The 16,900-nt window shown below is 41.8% G+C and carries 18 protein-coding genes and 1 other annotated feature; of the genes, 4 read left to right on the top strand and 14 right to left on the bottom strand.

What is annotated here, in order from left to right; all coding sequences use genetic code 11:
* Positions 1-57: 57 nt before the first annotated feature.
* Entirely contained in the window at positions 58-309 is a 252-nt protein-coding gene (locus ACM2FC_RS14425; protein ID WP_498481656.1) for a DUF1289 domain-containing protein, read from the top strand.
* Positions 310-335: 26 nt separating this feature from the next.
* Here ACM2FC_RS14425 and ACM2FC_RS14420 read toward each other — a convergent pair whose 3' ends face one another.
* The 14 genes from ACM2FC_RS14420 to ACM2FC_RS14355 form a co-directional block, all read right to left on the bottom strand.
* Positions 336-554 (bottom strand): hypothetical protein, encoded by a 219-nt coding sequence (locus tag ACM2FC_RS14420; protein WP_498481655.1) that lies wholly within the window; start codon positions 552-554, stop codon positions 336-338.
* Between the two features lie 258 nt (positions 555-812).
* Positions 813-1,232: a GspS/AspS pilotin family protein gene (locus ACM2FC_RS14415; protein WP_498481654.1), complete on the bottom strand. Its 420-nt coding sequence runs from the start codon at positions 1,230-1,232 to the stop codon at positions 813-815.
* Position 1,233: 1 nt separating this feature from the next.
* Entirely contained in the window at positions 1,234-1,530 is a 297-nt protein-coding gene (locus tag ACM2FC_RS14410; protein WP_498481653.1) for a YciI family protein, read from the bottom strand.
* Positions 1,531-1,622: 92 nt separating this feature from the next.
* Positions 1,623-2,039 carry an acyl-CoA thioester hydrolase YciA gene (gene yciA, locus ACM2FC_RS14405; RefSeq protein WP_498481652.1) on the bottom strand — a complete coding sequence of 139 codons (417 nt, stop codon included), beginning with the start codon at positions 2,037-2,039 and terminating at the stop codon, positions 1,623-1,625.
* Between the two features lie 77 nt (positions 2,040-2,116).
* Positions 2,117-2,659, bottom strand: coding sequence for a septation protein A (locus ACM2FC_RS14400; protein WP_498481651.1), 543 nt, complete (start codon positions 2,657-2,659; stop codon positions 2,117-2,119).
* A gap of 97 nt (positions 2,660-2,756) precedes the next feature.
* Positions 2,757-3,008: a hypothetical protein gene (locus ACM2FC_RS14395; RefSeq protein ID WP_498481650.1), complete on the bottom strand. Its 252-nt coding sequence runs from the start codon at positions 3,006-3,008 to the stop codon at positions 2,757-2,759.
* 59 nt (positions 3,009-3,067) lie between these two features.
* Positions 3,068-5,653 (bottom strand): hybrid sensor histidine kinase/response regulator, encoded by a 2,586-nt coding sequence (locus tag ACM2FC_RS14390; protein WP_498481648.1) that lies wholly within the window; start codon positions 5,651-5,653, stop codon positions 3,068-3,070.
* Entirely contained in the window at positions 5,646-6,833 is a 1,188-nt protein-coding gene (locus ACM2FC_RS14385) for an acyl-homoserine-lactone synthase (protein WP_498481646.1), read from the bottom strand. The genes ACM2FC_RS14390 and ACM2FC_RS14385 overlap by 8 nt, the downstream gene beginning before the upstream one ends.
* 490 nt (positions 6,834-7,323) lie before the next feature.
* Positions 7,324-8,130 (bottom strand): tryptophan synthase subunit alpha, encoded by an 807-nt coding sequence (gene trpA / locus ACM2FC_RS14380; protein WP_498481645.1) that lies wholly within the window; start codon positions 8,128-8,130, stop codon positions 7,324-7,326.
* On the bottom strand, positions 8,130-9,320 hold the full coding sequence (trpB, locus tag ACM2FC_RS14375; RefSeq protein ID WP_498481644.1) for a tryptophan synthase subunit beta: 1,191 nt from the start codon (positions 9,318-9,320) through the stop codon (positions 8,130-8,132). Before trpB ends, trpA begins: the two co-directional genes overlap by 1 nt.
* Positions 9,321-9,334: 14 nt before the next feature.
* The gene (gene trpCF / locus ACM2FC_RS14370) at positions 9,335-10,750 is read right to left on the bottom strand and encodes a bifunctional indole-3-glycerol-phosphate synthase TrpC/phosphoribosylanthranilate isomerase TrpF (protein WP_498481643.1); all 1,416 of its coding nucleotides are present in this window, start codon (positions 10,748-10,750) and stop codon (positions 9,335-9,337) included.
* A gap of 1 nt (position 10,751) precedes the next feature.
* Positions 10,752-11,750 carry an anthranilate phosphoribosyltransferase gene (gene trpD / locus ACM2FC_RS14365; RefSeq protein ID WP_498481642.1) on the bottom strand — a complete coding sequence of 333 codons (999 nt, stop codon included), beginning with the start codon at positions 11,748-11,750 and terminating at the stop codon, positions 10,752-10,754.
* A gap of 24 nt (positions 11,751-11,774) precedes the next feature.
* Complete coding sequence (locus ACM2FC_RS14360; RefSeq protein ID WP_498481641.1) at positions 11,775-12,359, bottom strand: aminodeoxychorismate/anthranilate synthase component II; 585 nt, start codon at positions 12,357-12,359, stop codon at positions 11,775-11,777.
* 4 nt (positions 12,360-12,363) lie between these two features.
* Positions 12,364-13,929, bottom strand: a complete 1,566-nt coding sequence (locus ACM2FC_RS14355) for an anthranilate synthase component 1 (RefSeq protein ID WP_498481639.1) — start codon at positions 13,927-13,929, stop codon at positions 12,364-12,366.
* A gap of 131 nt (positions 13,930-14,060) precedes the next feature.
* Positions 14,061-14,163 (bottom strand) — a sequence feature (Trp leader region).
* Between the two features lie 143 nt (positions 14,164-14,306).
* Between ACM2FC_RS14355 and rnm the strand changes: the two genes are divergently transcribed.
* From rnm to rluB, 3 genes are all read left to right on the top strand, one after another.
* Positions 14,307-15,197, top strand: a complete 891-nt coding sequence (rnm, locus tag ACM2FC_RS14350; RefSeq protein WP_498481638.1) for an RNase RNM — start codon at positions 14,307-14,309, stop codon at positions 15,195-15,197.
* A 20-nt stretch (positions 15,198-15,217) separates the two neighbouring features.
* Positions 15,218-15,838 carry an L-threonylcarbamoyladenylate synthase gene (locus tag ACM2FC_RS14345; protein WP_498481637.1) on the top strand — a complete coding sequence of 207 codons (621 nt, stop codon included), beginning with the start codon at positions 15,218-15,220 and terminating at the stop codon, positions 15,836-15,838.
* A gap of 105 nt (positions 15,839-15,943) precedes the next feature.
* Complete coding sequence (gene rluB / locus ACM2FC_RS14340) at positions 15,944-16,852, top strand: 23S rRNA pseudouridine(2605) synthase RluB (RefSeq protein ID WP_498481636.1); 909 nt, start codon at positions 15,944-15,946, stop codon at positions 16,850-16,852.
* Positions 16,853-16,900 lie beyond the last annotated feature (48 nt).

Below are 16,900 nucleotides of genomic sequence, written 5' to 3'. Positions count from 1 at the left end.
TGTTTGCAGTCTATCTGTAGATGGCATAACGTTAATAGATAGATTAGGAGGACAAGTATGGAACAATTAGAATTTTTTGTTGTACCTAGTCCTTGTGTAGGGATTTGTACGGTTGATGATAAAGGGTACTGTCAAGGGTGCATGCGTAAGCGTGAAGAAAGATTTAACTGGTTGCAAATGACACCATCTCAACAACTGCATGTCATCAAACTATGTCGTCAAAGATACCGTCGTAAAGCTACCAAGCAGAAGCAAGAACAAGGGAATGAGCTCCCGCAAGGCGATGATATCCAACAATCGTTATTCTAGATACGACAACCTAAATAAACGTAATTTTACTTCATGCCCCAAATATCGCTAACCCAACCTCCGGCATTTTCATCGAAATGGCTCCCGACAAAGCGATTGTTTAGCTCGACACTACTGTCTGTTTCTGTTTTTTCAGAGAGCAATTGGTGGATGTAGTTCGCCATGGGATCATTGGCGTTTTGTTGCTTTTTAGACGCAACCTCTTTGATGAGCTGAAGACGGTAAGTGGAACTGGCCCTTTTCATAGGAATCTCCGCATTGCGACGTGGTTATCAAACCATAGAATTTGTCGAATCTGTAGTCAAGCGCGATTCAAACTGGATTACTCCTCTGTTATTCCTAGATTGACCAGTAGAAAAATCATTCACCACATAATTAATTAAAATGTAAATGGAATTGCTGTGAATGATTTTGGAGAGATTATTCACAAAAAAAGAGAAATTTGTGATATGTGTCGAATTTCGTAAATTTCTCTTTATTTCGTAAAATTGGTTGTGTGAGTGTTAGCTTTTCTTGCTGCTTTTCTCATCACACGTTTTTTGAGTGATCATCTGATCAACGACTAACTGACCTCGACTATTACGCATTTTGATTTGATAGTCGATACCAATGCCTAAATTCCTTGTAATCTCAGGCGTTACGCAATAACTGTTGATTGTGTCGCGCATAACTTCCTTCAAGGGTTTCGCGCCAGTCGCATCTTGGTTGTAAACCATCATAATTTCGATGACTGTACCATTCGCCTTAGCACTCATAATTGAAAGAGGGCCATACTCTAAAGGAAGTTCGGCACTTAATACTCCAGCGCGGTTACTCGCAATGAGTTCTAATTGGCGTTGTTGTTGCTCGGTTTTCGAAGCACACCCAGAGAGAGCTAAGGTCGCGCTTGCAATGAGAGCAAAAGAAATGATGCTTTTTTTCATATTAAAAAACTTTCTTAAACGGCTTCACGATGACGCTTTCGTAGACACCAGCTCCAACATAGGGATCGGATTCAGCCCATGATTGCGCGTCTAATATAGAATCGAATTGTGCTATAACCGTTGAGCCCGTAAAGCCTGCGTCGCCTGGGTTATCAGAATCGATTGCGGGCATAGGGCCAGCGGTGAGTAATCGACCTTCATCTTGTAACTGCTGTAAGCGTTCTAAATGTTTTTCTCGAACACTTAGCCGCTTATCTAAGGAATCTTTGACGTCAGTTGAAAAAATTACGTACCACATATCTAATCTTATCCTTATTATTAAGTTGGGCCTGAGGACCTAGCTTTGACTGTCTTACTTTAGCGAAACTCAGTGAAATTGAATATAAAAAACTATGCTATGTGAGAGTGCTCTTCGGGTTTTACGGGGCGTGGCCGACCGTGAGCATCAATTGCAACATAATTGAAAGTGGCTCGACATACTTCAAATCGATCGCCGATTCCAGCGTCATTGACTGACTTGACCCAAAGCTCTAAGTCCATGGACATTGACGTTCGACCGATTTTTGTACAATGACCGTAGCAGCAAACTACGTCACCAACTTTAACTGGTTTTTCAAAGGCGATGCTTGAAACGGACACCGTCACTGCACGACCACTAGATATTTCTTTAGCGAGGATACCACCGGCTAAGTCGAGCTGAGACATGAGCCAACCACCGAAGATATCTCCATTGGCGTTGGTATCTGCTGGCATTGCCAAGGTTCTAGTCAATAATTGACCTTTAGGAGAACTACTATCTTTACTCATATTTGACATCCAATACTCTGAGCGGTCTGATTAACCGCTCTAAAAACGAAAAGCTGATAAAATGTTGCAGGTAACTGCTACTCTTCTGATTCGTTATTTTTGGGTAGGTGTTTATATATGTAAACACCAGTTAATAGCGTAAAGCCAAGAGTGGCGACCAAAAGGCCAAACACCTTAAAGTTGACCCACACATCTAAAGGAAGTTCATAAGCGACATAAATATTTACAACTGCACAAACTGCAAAGAAAGCTACCCAAGCCCAATTTATCTTTGCCCAAGCATGTTCAGGTAGGGAGATCTCATTGCCAAGCATGCCTTTTATGGCTGATTTTCCCATAAGATGGCTGATTGTTAAGAAAAGGGCGAACAACGCATACACAATGGTTACTTTCCATTTAATGAAATTGTCATCATGAAGGAATATTGTCATACCACCGAATATTGCAACAATAACGAATGTTATTAATTGCATTTTTTCTACTTTTTTATAGAGAAAGTAGGTGAGAACTATTTGTATCGCAGTGGCGACAATGAGTGCTCCGGTGGCCACGTAGATGTTGTACATCTTGTACAACACAAAAAAGACAATTAAGGGAATAAAGTCGATGATTTGTTTCATTCTTATATCGTGCGTTTTATCTGAAGTTCGCTACAGTCTACCCAAAACTGCGTAAATACAAAACACCCAGAGACACCTAGATACAAAAACACAGGGGTTACTGTTCAAAATGAGAAGCTTCTAATCTTGGTATTAGGTTTTTCATGTCTTCTAAATATCCCTCACTTCTAAGACTATCAACAGCAACTTGTAACTCATCGTCACTCATTGAAAAGCAGCTTGATTTGCCTGTCATTAAGCTTAGGTATTGGTGATACTCCATTTCTGTAAAGTGACCGACTCGGTCAACGAGGAGTGATTTGATACCATGGTGAATGAGACCGTAATATGTGTGACGATGAATATCCATAATTCTTTCCTTTGCTGCTGGGGGTAGACAAAAAATTGTCACCCGTCATTCAAAGGACATTATGCATAATCAGTGCCACTATTTTCCGCTACTACTTGTTTTGTTGCATTACTAAGTAAGCTGCATATCACATTTTGTAGCGACTCTTTCGATGTTGGTTTTTCTAGTCTGGCATCCATTAATTTATTGATTTTTTTAAGATCTTCAGTTCCACATTCACCAGATAATGCCACAACAGGTGTAGAGGGAGATATTTCGTGTATTTGTTTGCATGCCTGAAAGCCGTTCATTTTAGGCATTTGAATATCCATGAGAACTAGGTCCACTGGATTGGAGCGGAAAACACTTACCGCAGTGAGCCCGTTGTTAGCTTGGATTACTTTGCAACCAAGCTGTTCAAGGTAAAGTTTTACAAGAGCACGCTGTACTTCCTTGTCATCAACAACCAATATGGTTTTGGATGAAAAGTCGATGGAGGTTTCAAGTGGCTTTGAAATGATAGGTGCTTGTTGTTGAGCCTCTCCAGCAGGCAATTCTTTATAGGTTTCAATAAATCCGTAGTCATCATCCGAACTTAAGGAAACAGAGGTGTTGGTTATAGTAGGGAGGTACAGACGAAACTCTGTAAACTGACCTAACTCAGTATTGCAGGTGATTCTGCCACCGAATGCTTGCATCACACGCTGACAATAGCCTAGCCCCAATCCGCTTCCACCATTTTTATTGTGTGTAAAAAAGTCCTCAAAGATCTTAGGTAGAATCTGAGGATCGATACCCGGGCCGTTGTCACGAAAAATAACGCAATTCTCATGTTCACCTTCTTGAGTCGATATGTGAATTCGAGACGCAGGATAGGAATCAAAATAGTAAATAGCATTGCGAAGTAGGTTAAAAATGACAAAGTGGAACAAAGTTTCATTCAATCTCGCGACAAAGTCAGTACCATTGCAGAAGATAATGCGTTTTTGAATGTCATTGCTTTCAAATCCATATCGACCTATTGCTTGATGGATAACCTTTCTGATTGAATAGTCAACAGCAGGTTCTTTGGTAAGGGAAGAGTCACTGACCTCACGTAAAATGATGTCTATGAGTTGCCGCCCTCGACGTATCGCTGACCGGCCTTTATCAATACTGGTTAAGATATCGTTCACCGAGGCGTGACGCACAACTAACTCCTTGAGCTCCTCAAATTGGAGTTGAGCCTGAGCAAGTGGGTTTCTCATTTCATGGGCGATGGTGTTAGCAAGTGCTTGAGACTGTGAAACCTTTCTATCGGCATTAATATAGCCTCGTACCTTGTTAATGACCTTTTGCAGTGCTCTTACTTCTTCACGCGAGAACAAACCACCATCAACTTTATGCGGAGAAACTAATAAGCAGGAAATACTGGCATTCTCATCATATAAAGGTAATATCAGTGCAGTTTCATCAGAGCTCATTTTCTTTTTTAATTCTTTTAGCTTCTGGTTGGTTTTCGAATCTGTGAATTGAATTACGTTTTCAATTTCATCCACAATAAGAACTGACTTCTGCTGAGACAAAAACTCAGAATAAGTAGGATCATCTACTTTGTTTGTTACAAGCCTCAACTTCCCACTTGGTAAATTAAGTAGGTTTCCCAGTTTTTTAATGGCAAAACGAGCAGAATGTTGGAAATCATCTTCTAACGCTTGTATTTTTTCCACTGGAGTAGTGGTAGAACCATATAATATTAGTGCAATGCTCCGCTTAAAAAAGTTATGTACATAACGCCAGCTAATACCCGTTAAAACGCAAATAGTAGCAATAGTAAAGAACTCAAAATATGTATTCATTACGAGGGTTAGTGGGACTAACAAAATTGCTAAAACGAGGCCCGAAGTTAGAACAGTTAGGCCATTATAGATTATGTACTTAGAGCTATAAAATCTTGATGTAACAAGAGCATAGCCGACAAATAATATCTCACTGATGGAAAATGCGGGTGGAAGCCAAGTATATGAAAAATTATTTAAAAAGTATGCGAACCCTATATGAATGACAGCAGTAGAGGACATAAATATAAATATTCCCATAACCATATAGTTATTTTTAGCCAGATTTAACTTAGAGTGGCATTTACGGCACCTTAATAGGTTGAATAGGGTTAATAAAATAATAGCTAGTACCAAACCAAAAAAATAAGGTGTTTGTGGGCCAAATACAATATCAAAATGCCCTGCAGCTGATATCGTTACTCCTTTAATTGTATCTGCTTTAAACGTATTTACGAACAGTGCGTATATAGAGCTAGTACCGAGCACTAAAAACTGTATCCATGCGATTTTTTTCTTCCGCTGTGTAGCTAATAGTCCACATGAGAAGTAGTATGCAAATGCAAAAGCGAAAAAAGAGCTCAAGTTAGCTACTTTAGCCATTGTGATAGCCGCGGGTTCTCCTAAGCTAACTAAGTAACCAGTCTGAAAATATGCGTTAGAAAATATCCACAACATTATGCAGGCAGAATAGCAAATGTAGGGAAAGTGGTATGTATTTAAGATGGATCTATGCATTTTTCTTAAACTATAAGTATAGCAAATCAACCATCCTAAAATAGCGAACCCGACTAGTGTTAGAGTTAAAGCTTGTGGTCGGAAGTTTATATCGAGTATGACGTTATGCATAAAGTTCTGCTACAACTTTTTGTTTAAAACTATTAGCTATTTTTTTGTATTTACTGAATGTACATGACTGTAAAGACTGTAGGAGAATTTTAGTATTCCAAAGCCCTTTGTACATATAATCGTCCTTATTGTCCATTTTGCAATAACTGGTTGATATATAACAATTATTATCTAGTTTTTCGTAATAATTTAATAAAAAAGGTTGTTCTATAATTGTTAAACAAAAATCATACCCTAGACTGTGTACTGCTTTTACTAAATGTTTTTGTGCTAGGTACAAATAATATACTTTCTGTCGAATAGTACCACTTACGGTTAGCCGTAATAGTTCACAAATACGACTTTTTTTGAGAAGCTTATTCTGAAAATCAGTCTCAAAGTTCTTAACGCACGTGTAAGAGTCTTTTAGGTTGCTGGAAAATATGTTCGACTTGTTGAGGATGTTCCATCCACTGCTAGATACGCAAAGATTCCACTGATTACTTTGAAAATATTCCTGATAGCTCAACCACTGGTTTCGTTGGGCCCATCCTTGTATCAAGACACTCGAAACAATTATTGGAAAATCGTGCTTACGAGGAGCGGTTAGTATCATATGCGTGCCTGAACTAGAAAGGTTCAGGCACATTAACATCTCATACCACTTAGATTCCTTAACAAATAGCTCTAAATTTATTAGATAAACTGCGTCTTTTAGGAGCATGGGCCTATCATGATGAAGAGTATAAAATAGCCGTTTGTCGAGAGAAATATCATTCACCACTTCAGATAAATACATTTCGTCATTGAATGGGAGAAGAGGGTTTTGAGGTAGGCAACTATGCTTACTATACTTAGCTTTAACTTCATAAATTAGAAATTCGCTCCAAAACTCTAACCAGTTACCACAGAGCTTTGCTGCTATTTGTTCAATGAGTAAGTAGTCTTTCTTGCTACCTTCGAATGGTGTCCCTACGATAGTACGATAGTAGTTTTGCTCGAATATTGTAACTAAATTTTTTGATGAAATATTTGATTTAAAATCAATAATTTGCTTTTTTCTTGCAGAAAGGATTACTTGAAAAAAATGTCGGCCGTTAGAATGAATGTAGTTTGAAACAGCGTTGAAAAATTCATATTTTGTAGTTTTAGCACTATAGTTCTTACACAAAAATTCCGTGAACAGAGACGAGTAATCCATCTTATATAACCTTCTTATTCTGTATGCCTAAGCTATTGTTAAATAGCATCCTAAATTTTACTGTTATTTAACAGCAATGCAGCATTGATCTTGATGTACATCTATTCGTTAAAAAGTTGGCGTAGTTAGGCGAGAGGGTGACGATTTAATGTGCAACCCTGACAAAATTCCAATGTGGTTTCGTTAGATGATGTCTCCCAATTTACCTGAATAAGACCGAACGTAGAACTTATTGATAGTATACAGAAATATATATCTAAAATCTGATCGAAAACATTTTATGTGCTATTGATAAAGTAAGTAATAAATGCTTTTGAAAATAAGAGACTTAATGTTTGTTTTATGTGTTGCTTGATGTATTTACGTGGAGGAGGGGCTAATTGCTGTGGTGCTATGCCAAGTGGTGAGCTTTTAAAATGGATTTACCAAATCCGTTATATAAACGATAAAAAACTGCCTTCACAAAAGATAGTGAAGGCAGTTGAAAGAATTATTTAACGGTGGCCGCTTTCATACCTGAAACAAATTCAGACAGTTTAGAGAGCATTTCATCTGGCTTCTCAACATTTGTTTCAATGATTTTCACTACCGCAGAACCTGAAATCGCGCCAGCTGCGCCAGACTCTAGAGCTTGTTTCACTTGAGAAGGCTCTGAGATACCAAAACCTAGCAGTGAAGGGGGCGCGTTGTACTGGTTTAGTTTATTTAGCAAATCTGTGACAGGCATATTCGCTTTTGTTTCAGCGCCTGTCACGCCAGAGCGAGAAAGTAAATATGTGTATCCGCCACCCAGTTTAGCAACATCACTCAGCGTTTCATCGCTTGCTGAAGGTGGGGCTATAAAGATTGGGTGCACGCCGTATTTTTCTGCAGCTTCAACAAACTCTTTGCTTTCATTTGTCGGTACATCGGCAATCAGCACTGAATCTATACCCGCCTGCGCACATTGCTGATAAAAGTTTTCGATACCCTTTGAGTAAACCAAGTTTGCATACATCAATAAGCCGATGGGTAGGTCAGGGTACTTTGCTCTAATTTTTGCGATGAGTTCAAAGCAGATGGTCGGTGTCACACTGGACTCAAGTGCGCGAATGTTCGCTCCTTGAATGGTAGGACCGTCGGCGAGAGGATCGGAAAACGGAATACCCAGTTCTAAAGCATCTGCACCAGACTCAACCAACGTTTCCATTATTTTAAGTGACTGCTCTGCATTAGGATCGCCAACAGTAATAAATGGAACAAACGCCCCCTGATTTTTTTCTGCTAACTTGCTGAACAGATTTTGATAGCGATCCATTAGATGGCTCCTTTTTCTTCTAGGATTTTGTGGACGGTGAAAATATCTTTGTCACCACGGCCAGATAGGTTAACTACCAATAACTGCTCTTTGTCTGGGTTTTGTTTCGCCATACGAAGTGCGTGTGCAAGGGCATGAGACGACTCTAATGCTGGAATGATGCCTTCATCTCTGGCCAGAGTTTGAAACGCTTCTAAAGCTTCGTCATCAGTCACGTTGTCGTATTCTGCACGGCCAATAGCATTCAGGTGAGCGTGCTGTGGTCCAACAGAAGGGAAATCTAGTCCTGCTGAAACGGAATAGGATTCTTCAATTTGGCCGTTCTCATCTTGCATTAGAGGCGCTTTCATACCAAAGAAAATGCCGGTTGTTCCGTGCTTAAGCGGTGCACCGTGTTGATTAGTATCAATGCCTTTACCTGCTGGTTCAACGCCGATCAGTCGAACGGACTCTTCCTCGATAAAGTCAGCGAACATACCGATTGCATTCGAGCCACCGCCCACACATGCGATAACGGCGTCAGGTAAGCGACCTTCACGGGCGAGGATCTGATGTTTAGTTTCTTCGCCGATCATACGTTGGAACTCACGAACGATAGTTGGGAAAGGGTGTGGGCCTGCTGCAGTACCAAGCAAATAGTGCGCTTTTTCATAACTTGCTGACCAGTCGCGTAATGCTTCGTTGCAAGCATCTTTTAGTGTCGCAGAGCCGGAATGAACAGGGATCACTTCTGCGCCCATTAACTTCATTCTGAACACATTCGGGCTTTGACGTTCGACGTCTTTCGCACCCATGTAAACTTTACATTTTAGCCCGAGCAGCGCACACGCAAGAGCGGTGGCAACACCGTGCTGTCCTGCACCTGTTTCAGCAATGATTTCATTTTTACCCATGCGCTTTGCAAGCAATGCTTGACCAAGAACTTGGTTCGTTTTGTGCGCGCCGCCGTGCAAAAGGTCTTCACGTTTTAGGTACAATTTAGTTTTAGTACCTTTGGTTAAATTGCGCGTTAGCGTCAAAGCCGTAGGGCGACCAGCATACTCTTGCAGCAGAGACATAAACTCTGCGCGGAAATCTGGGTCTTCCTGTGCATCTATAAAAGCTTGCTCTAACTGTTCGAGTGCTGGAACAAGAATTTGTGGTACGTATTGACCACCGTACTCACCAAAATAGGCATCGAGTTTTGCCATGATAGTCGTATCCTTTAATAATCTCTAACGGCCGCAAACGCTTGTTGCAGCTTATTTTTATCTTTCGTACCAGGTGATGATTCTACACCCGAGTTAAAATCAAGACCGAGGCAACCAAGTTGCGAAGCTTGTTGTGCGTTTTCTGGAGATAGACCTCCGGCTAGCATCACCTTTTCTTTGTCGGTCAATAGCGACCAATCAAACGTCTGTCCGGTACCACCAGATTGGTTGCCAATTTTCGTATCTAGCAAGTGGCGATCAACGTATGCATCTAGCATTGCAGGAAGTGAATCTGTAACACCATAGGCTTTCCAAATTTCGATATCGACATTGAGCAACTCACGCAGGTTATTTACAAAAGTTTGGTCTTCATCGCCGTGTAACTGCACCGCACTCAGACCCAGCTCATTGGCTGTGTTTGCGACTTGCTCCGCGGTGTGGTTTTGGAATACACCGACATACTCTAGTGGCGCACCGCTCATCGTAAGGCGGGCAGATTCCAAATCAACATAGCGTTTTGATTTTTCGACGAAAATTAGACCGCCAAATACTGCGCCAGCCTGATAGGCGTTAGCCGCATCTTTTGGGGTTGTAAGGCCACAAACTTTGTTTTCGCCTAAAATGACTCGGCGAACGGCGAGCTCTAAATTATCCTCGGCCATGAGTGAGCTACCAATTAAAAATCCATTGGCAAAAGGTGTTAAGTCACGTATTTGCTGGTGTGTGTATATTCCAGACTCAGAAATAATAGTTGTATTCGGAGCTTTCGCTCTCAAGATTGGCGCGAGCTCTTTGGTGCGATTTAAGTCAGTGGATAAATCGCGAAGGTTGCGATTGTTGATGCCGATGACTTGGGCTTCCAAGTTAACCGCTCTATCTAATTCTTCTTCGTTACTGACTTCAGTAAGGATACCCATATCCAAAGAATGAGCAATCTCGGCAAGTTGTTTGTATTCTTCGTCATTTAACACCGAAAGCATCAACAAGATCGCGTCTGCACCATAAGATCGAGCAAGATAGACTTGGTAAGGGTCTATCATAAAGTCTTTACACAAGACTGGTTGAGTCGCGATGCTGCGAACCGTCGGCAAGAATTCAAAGCTACCTTGGAAATATTTCTCGTCAGTCAAAACAGATATTGCTGAGGCGTGATTTTTATAAACACCAGCAATGTATTCCAAATCGAAGTCTTCCCGAATGAGCCCTTTGGAAGGGGAGGCTTTCTTGCACTCTAGAAGGAACGCTGTTTTACCACTCGATAAAGCCTGATAAAAGCTTCGATCGGATTTTTCTAACTGAGATTGAAACAATTCCAAAGGCTTCTGTTGCTTACGCTCATCAACCCAAATACGTTTGTCACCAACAATTTTTACCAAAACTTTGGCCATTTGAGTTTCTTTTACTGAGACATGTTCAGATAGTTGTGTCATGTTAACCTCTTTGAGCCAACTGTTGGACTAACTCATAAGCTTTGCCTGAGTTCATAGCCTCTATCGCAGTTTGTGTGTTTTGTTTTAGATCTTCGTGTCCAAATAAACGCATTAGAAGTGCCACGTTTACCGCAACTGCGCTTACTTGCGCTTCTGTGCCTTTACCCGTCAATATATTGGTAATGATTTCGCGGTTTTCTTCTGGCAACCCACCTTTGATGGCCTCTAAGTCGTGAAGCTTAACGCCAAAATCCTCAGGGGTGAGAACGTACTTATGAATCTGACCATCTCTGATTTCAGCTACGGTTGTTTTGCCATGAATTGCTACTTCATCTAACCCACTTCCATGAACAACCGCCGCGCGTTTTTTATTCATTTGCAGCATGGTTTCGGATATCGGTTTAACAAGCTCTTCGCTATAGACACCCATTAGCTGAATAGGGGGGCTAGCTGGATTAATCAGTGGCCCGAGAATATTAAAAATAGTTCTTGTTTTTAACTCTTGTCTGACTGGCATGGCATGTTTAAAGCCTGAGTGATATTCAGGTGCAAATAAGAATGCTACACCAATTTCATCCACGGCCTTTTTGGTATCTTCTGGCGTCATGGCGAGGTTGATGCCAAATGATGCCAGCAAATCAGATGAGCCAGATTTGCTCGATACGCTACGATTTCCGTGTTTAGCGACTTTTAAGCCACAAGCGGCTGCTACAAATGCTGCTGTTGTAGAAATGTTGATGGTGTCGTGACCATCACCGCCAGTGCCAACAATGTCTGCAAAGTCATAGTCAATAGCCGGGAAAGGGGTCGCATTTGCAATAAGTGCCTTGGCTGCACCTGCAATTTCCTCTGGTGTTTCCCCTTTTGATTTCAATGCAAGGAGAACGTCTTTCATTGACGTTGCATCCAATTCTCCTTTGATGATGCAGCTAAATAATTGAGAGCTTTCTTCTTGAGTAAGTGACTGTTGCTGAAGCAACTTGTTAATAATGTTCTGCATAGTCTTCTCCAACTGACCTTAATTTTATTCTCTATCTAACGCCCATGTGATCGCATTTGACAATAATGTAGCACCATTTGTTGTCATAACTGACTCTGGATGATATTGAAAACCGCACACCTTGTGCTGTTCATGAGTGACCGACATGACCAAACCATCCACTTCAGCGGTCACAGTCAAACATTTTGGGATATTGGTTGCGACGAGTGAATGGTATCGTGCGATAGCAATGCTGTCAGCTAAACCGTGATAAATAGGGTGAGATTGGTGAGACATCATAGAGACTTTGCCATGTACGATATCTCCCGCGCCTTCCACTTTGCCACCATACGCTTCTACGATTGCTTGGTGACCCAAGCATATACCGATCATTGGCACTTTACCTTGTAAACGTTGGATTAATAGAGGCATACATCCAGCTTCAGAAGGCTGTCCGGGCCCAGGTGATAACAGTAAAACAGCATTTTCAAGTGCCTCTACCGCTTGTTCTATCGTGTCTACATCAATGCTATTACGATAAATCGTCACGTTGTGACCCAGTGAGCGGAACTGGTCAACCAAGTTATAAGTAAAGGAGTCGAAGTTATCGATAAAAATTATATTCGCCATGATTCTACTCCTGATGTGCGGTTTTGATAGCGTTGATAACGGCTTGAGCCTTGCCACGGGTTTCGTCCGCTTCCGCTTGAGGCTCTGAATCGAATACGACTCCTGCGCCTGCTTGAACATTGGCTTGGCCATTCTCGACATAAGCAGAGCGGATAACAATACAGGTATCCAAAGAGCCTTCGCCAGTTAAATAGCCGACGGCTCCACCATAGCTACCTCGGCGAGTTTTTTCGGTGTCACGAATCAACTGCATAGCACGTATCTTAGGGGCGCCAGTTAGGGTTCCCATGTTCATGCTAGCTTGGTATGCGTGCAGCGCATCGAGATCTTCTCTTAGCTGGCCGACGACGCGAGAGACTAAATGCATTACATGGCTATAACGGTCAACCTTTAGTAAGTCTGCAACATGGCGGCTTCCTGGCTTAGAAATTCGCGCAACATCATTACGAGCTAAATCGACTAACATCATGTGCTCAGCGTTTTCTTTCTTATCTGAACGCAGCTCTAATTCAATACGACTATCTAAGTCAAAGTCGATGTCACCATTGGGATATTTTCCACGACGTCTTGTTCCCGCTATTGGGTATATTTCCACTTGGTTGTTTGAAGTTTCGTACTTCAAAGCACTCTCTGGGGAAGCGCCAAACAAAGTGAATAGCTCATCTTGCATGTAAAACATGTAAGGGCTTGGGTTTTGTATTTTCAGTTCTTTGTATGCTGCCAGTGGAGAAGGGCAAGACATTGTAAAACGGCGTGAAGGTACAACTTGGAAAATATCGCCTTTTACGACGTATTGCTTTAAGTCAGTGACAGACTGACAGAACTCAGCATCAGAAACGTTAGTTTCGACTTCTATTTTAGAAAGTTTTTTGGCTGCGGGTAACGGCTGAATTGAAGAGCATTGTTGACGGATATGATCCATGCGCTGAGTGATTTGAGCGCGAATCGCTTCATCTCTGCTAAATAAACTCGCTTGCAGTTGACTGGTTTGCGCTTGATGGTCAATCACTAATAGTGTTTCGGCAACGTAAAATACATAGTCAGGACAGTTGTTGTCTGAAGGTACGTCACCAATAGATTCAAAATTGGCCACGAGGTCATAAGCGAATAGACCACCAATAAAAATGGCATGCTTGTCTTTATCGGTAAGGTCGAAACTATGTTGAACGAGTCTTAGAGCATCGAACGAAGAAGCCTGTCTTAAACGAGTGTCTTCATCAAGGTTTACGTCAGGTTGCTCGAATTTGAGCACCAGTTTATTTGAGCTCAATGTTGAAGCGACAGAGTCACTTACATTTTGCGCCAAGTGTTCAATAAGCTGTTGGCCGTTGCTGCTTAACGCAGAAAAAGTGACTTCTTCTTCTAGGCAGACGATTCTAACCGCAGAATCGACAAGGAGTAGACTTTGTAAATCTTGTTTCGAATCAACTTCCGCTGACTCTAGCAAAAGGCTGTCTGTTTTTTCGTGGCAAAGCGTATAAAACAGACTGGTTGGATCTTGTGAGTAAGGTACTGGCGTACTGATTACTTCAAGCTCACCTAGATTTTCTATTGTAATGGCCTTGTTCACAAGACCTCCTTATATGAATTGTATCTGCTGGACATACTCGCACACTATCTTGTTCTTCCCAAATTGCTGATGTTGATTCTCGCATGATATTGGTAGACCCAAGAAGTGAGCTTGTTGCGCGAAAATATAAAATGAAAAAGCCCGCTTACAAGAGCGGGCTAGGTGCTAATTTCTAAATTTTTAGAAGCATGCAGTAACCCACTTGGATAATAGCCAAGTGCGCCACCAACGAGCAGTATTGATCACTACAGTTGTGCCAATATATTTCGAATTGTAGTGAGAATCTTGTAACATGTAGCGCTCGTCGCTTCGGTGAAATTTATTTTGTACTAGTTAACTAGTACGAGAGTGAAATGTCAACTAAAAAAAGCTAATTTATGAAAATTGATTTGCACAGCCATACTACCGCATCTGATGGGCACTTATCGTCAGAAGATCTTATCGACCGAGCGGTTGGATTTGGTATCGACATATTGGCGATAACAGACCACGATACGGTAGAAGGCTTGGCGTGTGCACAAAACTATATTGAGAAAAAACAGCTGCCAATTCGTTTAGTTAAGGGTATTGAAATTTCGACAGTATGGAAAAACAAAGATATCCATATAGTTGGGCTAAACATTGATAGTCACAGTCAACACTTAACTCAATTGATTGAAGCGCAAAAACAGCGAAGGGTAACCAGAGCAGAACTCATTGCAGAACGATTACAGAAAGCGACCAAATCAACGGATGTTCTGGCTCAAATACAAAAGATTGCGCAAGATGCACCAATTACGAGAGCTCATTTCGCACGCTGGCTAGTTGAAAACGGCCACGTAAAGAACATGCAGCAAGTGTTTAAAAAATTTCTTACACGAGACAATCCGGGTTATGTCCCACCTAGTTGGTGTTCAATGGATGAAGCGATTGGCGCTATTCATGACGCTGGAGGACAATCGGTCCTCGCGCATCCCGGGCGATATAAATTGACAGCGAAATGGACTAAGCGTCTAATTCAAGCGTTTGTGGATGCTGGTGGAGATGGGATGGAAGTAGCACAACCACAGCAAGCACCACAAGAAAGGCGCAATTTGGCCGACTATGCTATACAATACAACCTATTAGCTTCTCTAGGTAGCGACTTTCATTATCCGTCCCAGTGGATGGAATTAGGTAAAAACCTTTGGTTACCTTCAGGAGTCGAGCCCATTTGGAAAGATTGGGGTCTAGACAAGCAAAAGAAAGGGAATGATAGAGAAGAACAAGCCCCAAAACAGAGTCGTTGACTCGATAACGAGGAATAATAATGAGTCAGTTTTTTTACATTCATCCAGAAAACCCGCAAGCTCGTTTGATCAATCAAGCGGTAGCAATTGTTAGAAATGGCGGCGTCGTGGTATATCCAACGGATTCCGGTTACGCGCTAGGTTGCCAGCTAGAAAATAAACAGGCGTTAGAAAGAATCTGCCAAATTCGCCGTTTAGATGACAAGCATAATTTTACTCTTCTTTGCCGAGATTTATCGGAGCTTTCTTTATACGCAAGGGTAGACAATACCGCGTTTCGTTTATTGAAAAACAATACGCCTGGGCCTTATACGTTTATTTTTAAAGGAACTAAAGAAGTGCCAAGACGTTTGATGAACTCTCGCAGGAAAACAATTGGCATACGTGTACCGGACAATAAAATCGCGTTAGAGCTTCTGGAAGCATTGGGTGAGCCACTGATGTCAACGTCGTTAATCTTACCCGGAAATGAACATACGGAATCGGACCCCGAGGATATTCGCGATAAGCTAGAGCACGCCGTTGACTGCATCTTAAATGGTGGATACCTAGGAGAGCAACCTACGACCGTGATTGATTTTAGTGAAGGCGAGCCGGTGGTAGCGCGTTTAGGTTCAGGTGATATTGCACCATTTCAATAATAAATCGGGTGATTTTTGCTGACTATTTTGAGATAATGCCCGACTGCGTTTTTGAAGCGCAATCCAATTCGACGTCTGTGAAGACGACAACTATTAGGTAAGCCAATGAGCGAAAAATTACAGAAGGTATTAGCGCGTGCTGGGTATGGTTCTCGCCGTGAACTAGAAGCGTTAATCAAAGCAGGCCGAGTGAGCGTCAATGGAGTGGTTGCTAAACTAGGTGAGCGTCTTGAAGACGAAAATGCTACGGTCAGGATCGATGGCCATCATGTTTCTACTAAATCTTCCGAAGAAGTTGTTTGCCGAGTGTTGGCTTACTATAAGCCAGAAGGAGAGTTGTGTACTCGTCACGATCCTGAAGGGAGACGGACAGTTTTTGATCGCTTACCTAAAATTCGTGGTTCACGCTGGATCTCGGTAGGTCGATTAGATGCAAACACGTCTGGTTTGCTACTGTTTACGACCGATGGTGAATTAGCCAATCGCTTAATGCACCCAAGCCGCCAAGTCGAACGAGAGTATCTTGTTCGCGTTTTTGGCGAAGTGACGGAACAAAAGGTAAAAAACCTTGTGAAAGGTGTAGAACTTGAAGACGGCATGGCGCGTTTTGAAGATGTTGTCTACGCGGGTGGTGAAGGAATGAATCACACTTTCTACGTTGCTATTAACGAAGGTCGTAACCGCGAAGTTCGCCGTTTATGGGAGTCACAAGACACGACAGTCAGCAGATTAAAACGTGTCCGTTATGGCGATATTTATCTCGACAAGAAACTGCCACGTGGTGGCTGGATGGAGCTACCTTTAAAAGAGGTAAACTACCTGCGTGAACTTGTTGAGCTAAAACCAGAAAGAAATACTTTGCTTGATCAATCTAAAGATAATACGTCAAGAAAGAGAGAGCGCTCGCGCAGCCAGAAAATTCGCCGCGCAGTGAAGCGTCACGAAGAGCGCGTCAACACGCCAAAAGGGCGTGGCAGTAATCAAAATAAGCGTAAACCTACTCGCAGAAAATAACTTGTCTCGATAACACGTATTTAAAGCACGGATTAATATGGTTCGTGC

It is taken from the genome of Vibrio sp. A37, assembly GCF_059777565.1.
Note: the sequence above shows the minus strand (reverse complement) of the source record. Positions and strands in the feature narration are given on the sequence as shown.